The sequence below is a fragment of the Paenibacillus oleatilyticus genome (genome assembly GCF_018998565.1).
Classification (GTDB): domain Bacteria; phylum Bacillota; class Bacilli; order Paenibacillales; family NBRC-103111; genus Paenibacillus_G; species Paenibacillus_G oleatilyticus.
In genome coordinates, this window is sequence record NZ_JAHNZO010000062.1 from 1 (window position 1) to 6520 (window position 6520).

The 6520-nt window shown below is 56.0% G+C and carries 1 protein-coding gene; it reads right to left on the reverse strand.

Going from position 1 to position 6520, the window contains the following annotated elements; translation table 11 throughout:
- On the reverse strand, positions 1-6520 hold a 6520-nt coding region (locus KQX66_RS36230; RefSeq protein WP_216798363.1), incomplete at both ends, for a non-ribosomal peptide synthetase.

Here is a 6520-nt window from a genome sequence, read left to right on the forward strand (position 1 = left end):
CCACCATCATCTCCAGGGAACGCTCGGCCATAACGCCTACCTTCTGATCCGGCTGCACTCCCTTGGCCCGCAAGGTCTGGGCCAGACGGTTCACCCGTTTGTTGAGCTCTCCGTACGTCAGCTCCTCATGCTCGCCGATCACCGCTACCGCATCCGGCGTCCGCTCCACCTGCTCCTCGAACAACTGGTGGATCAACTTCTCCCGGGGATAGTCCGCCACCGTAGTATTGAACGCATACTGCACCTGCTCCTTCTCCCCGGACGTCAGCATTGCCAACTTCCCGATTTGCATACCCGGGTCGTTAATGATCGCAGCGAGCAGTTGTTCGAAATGCTTGGCCAGTCGCTCAATCGTTTCCCGTTTATACAACGCCGTGGCGAATTCAAAACTGAACTCCAAACCGCCGCTGACCTCCGAAATGTCAAGGCTTAGATCGAATTTGGAAATACCGGATTGAATCGGGTACGGAGCCAGACGAAGTCCTTGGAGAGTAAAGCTCTCGTCCTCCATGCTTTGCATGACAATCATCGTGTCAAACAACGGATTTCGGCTTAAATCCCTTGCGACTTGCAAATTGTTGATAAGCTCTTCATACGGGTAGTCCTGATGTTCGTAGGCCCCCAATGTCGTTTCCCTGACTTCGTCCAAATAAGAGAGGAACGTCTTTTCTCCGGCCGGAAAATTCCGGATAGCCAATGTGTTGACAAACATCCCGATCAGCGGCTGCAGGTTCTCGTGCGTTCTGCCTGCAATCGGCGTCCCCACAATAATATCTTCCTGGCCCGTGTACTTATGCAGCAAAACGGTATACGCCGCAAGCATGACCATATATAAGGTCGCTCCCGTTTCGGCCGCAATCCGCTGCAAGTCCTCTCTCTTCTGCGCATCGATAAAAAATTGAAGCGTATCGCCTTTATAGCTCTGTACGGCCGGACGCGCAAAATCCGTCGGCATTTCCAGCACCGGCAGCTCCCCTTGAAACTTGTTCAGCCAGTACGCTTCCTGATGCTTCAACTGTTCCTGCTGCGCTTCGGACTGCTGCCATACCGCATAATCCTTGTACTGGATGCGCAGAGGCTCCAGCTCCTCTCCGCCATACAGGCGGACAAACTCTTCGACCAGGACGTCCATCGATACGCCGTCGGAGATGATATGATGCATGTCAAAGATCAAGATATGGCGCTCTTCCGCCAGCCCGATCAGGCCTATCCGCAGCAGCGGCGGCTTCGCCAGATCAAAGGCGCGGACGAAGTTCCGGACGACTTCCGCCGCTTCTTCCTCGCCGGCTTGCACATAGTCCACCGCAAAATCCACTTCCCGGTAGACCCGCTGTACAGGCTCGCCGTTCGCCATCTCAAATCCGGTACGCAGCGTTTCATGACGCGCTACCAGCCCGCGGAACGCCTCTTCAAACCGGGTGCGGTCCAGCGCCCCTTCCAGCAGCATCGCTCCCGGCATGTTGTAGCTTAGCTCCGCCCCTTCCAGCTGATGCAGAATGAACAGCCGCTTCTGCGCGGAAGATACCGGATAATGCTCCCTTTCTTCCACCACCGGTATGGCTGTAAACGTCCCTTCTTCCATCCCGGCCACCGCTCGAGCCATCGCTTCAATGGTCGGATAGCGGAAGACGTCCCGCAGCGGGAAATCGACATTCATCTCCTTGTGCAGCTTGTTGACCAGCGTCGTTGCGCGCAGAGAATGCCCGCCCAGCTCGAAGAAGTTGTCTTTCACGCCAACCGTCGACACTCCAAGAACTTCTTTCCAGATCCGGGCCAACCTTGTCTCCAGCAATGTCCGCGGCGCGACATACCGCGCCCCCGTTTGCACGCTTCCTTCCGGAGCCGGCAGGGCCTTGCGGTCGATCTTCCCGTTAGCCGACAATGGCAGCTTCTCCAACTGTACAAAGTACGTCGGGAGCATGTAGCCCGGCAGCTCCTGAGACAACGCTTCTCTCCATTCGCTCACCGTCAGCTTCCGGTCCGCCGCGAAATACGCGCACAGCTCCTTCTTCCCGCTCTCGTCCTCCCGCGCTACCACGACCGCTTCCCGAACCCCTGCTACTTTAAGGATCTGCGTCTCAATCTCGCCGATTTCGATCCGGTACCCGCGAATCTTCACTTGATGGTCGATCCGCCCCATGTATTCGATGTTTCCGTCCGGCAGCCATCTCGCCAAGTCCCCCGTCCGATACATCCGGCCTTCTTCCATAAACGGAATCGATACGAACTTCTCCGCCGTCAGCTCCGGACGGTTCAGATACCCTCTGGCCAATCCGTCGCCCGCGATGCAGAGCTCTCCGGGCACCCCGATCGGCTGCAGCTGATCATACCGGCTTACGATATACAGCTGCGTATTGTCGATCGGCTTTCCGATCGGCACACTGGCATATTCTTGCCCTTCTTCGCAATTAAAGTACGATACGTCGACCGTCGCTTCCGTCGGGCCGTACAGGTTAATGATTCGCGCTCCGTTCACCGGCGCAATGTAGCGGTGGAAACGCGCTACCTGCGATACGGTCAGCGCCTCCCCGCTCGCGAATACATACTTTAACGAAGTCAGCTTGCTCTCCAGCTCGGCGGCCGGCAATTGCTCCACGTATTCCAGGAACGCATGCAGCATCGACGGTACGAAGTGCATCGTCGTGATCTTCTGCCGTGCTATCGTTTCCAGAATAACCGCGGGGTTCTTTTCTCCGCCTACCGAAAGCAGGCATACTTTCGAACCTGCGAATGCCCACCAGAACAGCTCCCATACCGATACGTCGAAGGTGATTGCCGTCTTCTGCATAATTGTATCCGCCGCATCAATCGGATAATTTTTCTGCATCCACAACAAGCGGTTAATGACCGAACGGTGTTCCACCACAACCCCCTTCGGTCTGCCTGTCGTCCCCGAAGTATAAATCACATACGCCGCATTCTCGGCATCGTTAACGAGCTCCGGATTCGTATCGTCCTCGCTGTAGACCGCGGCATCGTCCAAATTGACGATGTGGCCTGCAAACGGCGCGCACTCCAGCAGATGGCCCTGCGCCAGGAGCAATTTTGCCTCCGAATCCTCCAGCATGTAGCGAATGCGCTCCTCCGGGAATGTCGGATCGATCGGCACATAAGCTCCGCCGGATTTCAGGATAGCCAAGATCGCCACCATCATCTCCAGGGAACGCTCGGCCATAACGCCTACCTTCTGATCCGGCTGCACTCCTTTGGCCCGCAAGGTCCGGGCCAGACGGTTCACCCGTTTGTTAAGCTCTCCGTACGTCAGCTCCTCATGCTCGCCGATCACCGCTACCGCATCCGGCGTCCGCTCCACCTGCTCCTCGAACAACTGATGGATCAACTTCTCCCGGGGATAGTCGGCATTCTCGCCGGACCAAATCAGCAATTGCTCCTTCTCTTGCGGCGTAATAAGCTCCAGCTCATCCACACGAATATTCGGATTGTCCGCAATCTGCTCGATGATCCGTAAGAGATGACCGCGGATGCGCTCTACGCTTGCCCGTTCATACACGCTAGCATTGTAACGGAAGATGATCCGAAGCGCATCGCCCGGAATAACAATCAAGTTGAAATCATAGTTGGTTTGCTCGAATATGGCAAAACCGGTAAGCTCAAGCGTTTCGTCGACGCCGCTTCCCGTCTCCTCCACCTGCTGCTCGACGGGATAGTTTTCAAACACCATGATATGGTTGATCAAATCGTGCTTTTGCTCGGTTTTTCCCTGAATCTCGTAGAGCGGATACGTATCATACGCGTGCGAGGCCAAGGAATCTTGCTGGATTCGTGTCATGACTTCCGCGAAGGTTTCACCGTCCGCTGTTTGGACGCGTACCGGGATCGTGTTAATAAACAAACCGATCATGCTCTCGATACCCGGTATCTCGGCGGGCCTTCCGGATACGACGCTTCCGAAAACCACGTCCTGCTGGCCGTTGTAACTTTGCAACGCAACTCCCCATGCCGTTTGCAGCAGCGTATTGACCGTAACCTGGTACCGCTTCGCCAGGAGATCGATTCGCCGGGTCAAATCCTTGCCCCAATCGCAATCGAGTTCCTCCTGTACGTAAGCTTCCGTCTTGCCTTGAAGTCTCGCTTCAGGCAGCGTCGTTTGGTGCTCATAGCCTTCCAAATAGCTACTCCAGTAATTGGAAGCTGCCTCGTCATCCTGCTGCTCCAGCCATTCGATGTATCGGCTGTACGGCTGAGCCTCGATAAGCTCCGGCTGACGTTGTGCACAAATGGCCGAATAGTGCTCAAACAGTTCCCCGGTAATAAGCGGAATGCACCAACCGTCCATGATGATGTGATGGAAGCTCCACAGCACCCGGTAGCTCTCTTCTGCCGTATGCAGAACCGCGACGCGCATCAGCGAATCTGTGGCCAGATCGAAGCCCCTCGCCTTGTCCTCGACGGCGTACGTCTCGAGGTAAGCCTGCCGCTCGGCTTCGTTCATTCCGCGTAAATCCTGATACGCGAACTCGACACGCTTATGGCGATACACGACCTGTACGGGCAGATCTGCCCAAACGTTGTAAAAGTTCGTTCGCAGAATGGCATGCCTTTGCGCCAGAGCATCGAAACTTTGAGCAAGAACCTCCGTATCCAGCCGGCCCTGCAGGCCAAACTCCGCTTGCTCGAAATACGCTGCCGATTTCGGCTCCATCAGGCTGTGGAACATCATCCCTTTCTGCATCGACGTAAGCTTATACACATTCTCGATATCGCCTATTTGCCAGGTCTGCTCTACAAGCTGCTCCAACTGCTCCATCGTAAGTCCCTTGAGCAGGACGTCGCTTGGCGTCAATTCGGCCCGGTCCTTCGTTACGCAGTGGCGGATGACTTCCTGAAGGCTTGCACGAATCATGCCCGCCAATCGCTCAATCGTTTCTTTGCGGTATTCCTTGCCATTGTATCGGATCGAAAGCTCCAAAGCGCCTTCGGAGATCATGCCGTTGATATCCAGCGTATAGCTCTGCACCGTATGTGCGCTTAGCGCTTCGCCGATCGAATACGGCGAAAGCCGCAGCGCATTGCTCTGCAGATCCTGATCGAACTGGCCCATGTAGTTAAAGCTGATTTCCGGTTCGATATTCCATGGGCTGCCCTCGGTAGAGGCGGACAAATAGTTCAGGATGCCGTAGCCGATTCCTTTATGCGGAACTTGGCGCAGTCCTTCCTTTACCCGCTTGATCCGGCGCGAAATTTCCCGATCCGCTCCCATGTCCAACACGATCGGATATTGGCTTGTAAACCAGCCTACCGTGCGCGTAATATCGATGTCCGGAACGATCGGCTCCCGGCCGTGTCCTTCCAGATTGACCAGCACTTCCCCGATACCGGACCACTCGTGGATCGCCATGCCCAAAGCCGTTAACAGCAGATCGTTCATCTCCGTGTTGTACGCCCGGTGCGCTTGCTTGAGCAGCTGCTCTGTTTCTTGTTCGCTCCACTGGACCGTTACGGTTTCGGCATCCCCGAACAGCGAGCAGGCCTGCGCTTGATCCTTCGGCAGCGGCAGTGCGTCAACCGCTGCAATCTCCCGCCAGTAGGCGCGTTCGCGGTCCATAGCCGAGCTTTCCGCATAAAGCGACAGCTTGTGCGCCCAGAGCTGGAAGGAATCCGTTTTTTGCGGAAGCTGAATGGCTTGTCCGCCGACGGCTTGCTCATATCCGGCCGCAAAATCTTCAAACAAAATACGCCACGATACTCCGTCGACCGCAAAATGGTGAATGACGATCAGCAGATGATCCCCGTCCGCGCAGCGGAACAATCCCAGCTTCATCAACGGTCCTTCGTTCAGGTCGATGCCGCTTTGAATTTCGTTCGCTTTGGCTTCGACGGCGGCAGCGCAATCCGCTTCACCTGTGAAATCGAAAACGTCCAGGCTGTAGAGCTCGCCCTCGTTCACTCCGCGGTTCCAAGCTTCGATGCCGTGCTCCGTCCGGCGCAAGACCAATCGTAGAGCATCGTGATGTTCGGCCAGCTTTGTCATCGAGGTACGAAGCGCCGTTTCCTCAAAACCTTCCTCCCGATACAGCATGACGGCCTGGTTAAAGTGATGCGGAGCCGTCGTCTGGCGCTCCAAGAACCAGTGCTGGATCGGCATCAGCTTCGTCGCTCCGGTCACTTCCCCTTGCTCGGCGATTCGGGTGACCGTCTGGATATGCGGACTTAGCTCGGAGATCGTCGGATACTTGAACAAATCTTTCATTTCCAGCTTGTAGCCTGCTTGAAATAACCTCGATGACACCTGGATCGATTTAATCGAATCGCCGCCCAAATCGAAGAAGTTGTCACGAATTCCGACTCGCGGGGCGCCTAAGACGCCTTCCCAAACCGATGCCAGAGTCTGCTCTACGACCGTCCGCGGCGCGACATACCGCGCCCCCGTTTGCACGCTTCCTTCCGGAGCCGGCAGGGCTTTCCGGTCGATCTTCCCGTTGGCCGACAATGGCAGCTTCTCCAACTGCACAAAGTACGTCGGGATCATGTAGCCCGGCAGCTCCTGAGACAACGCTTC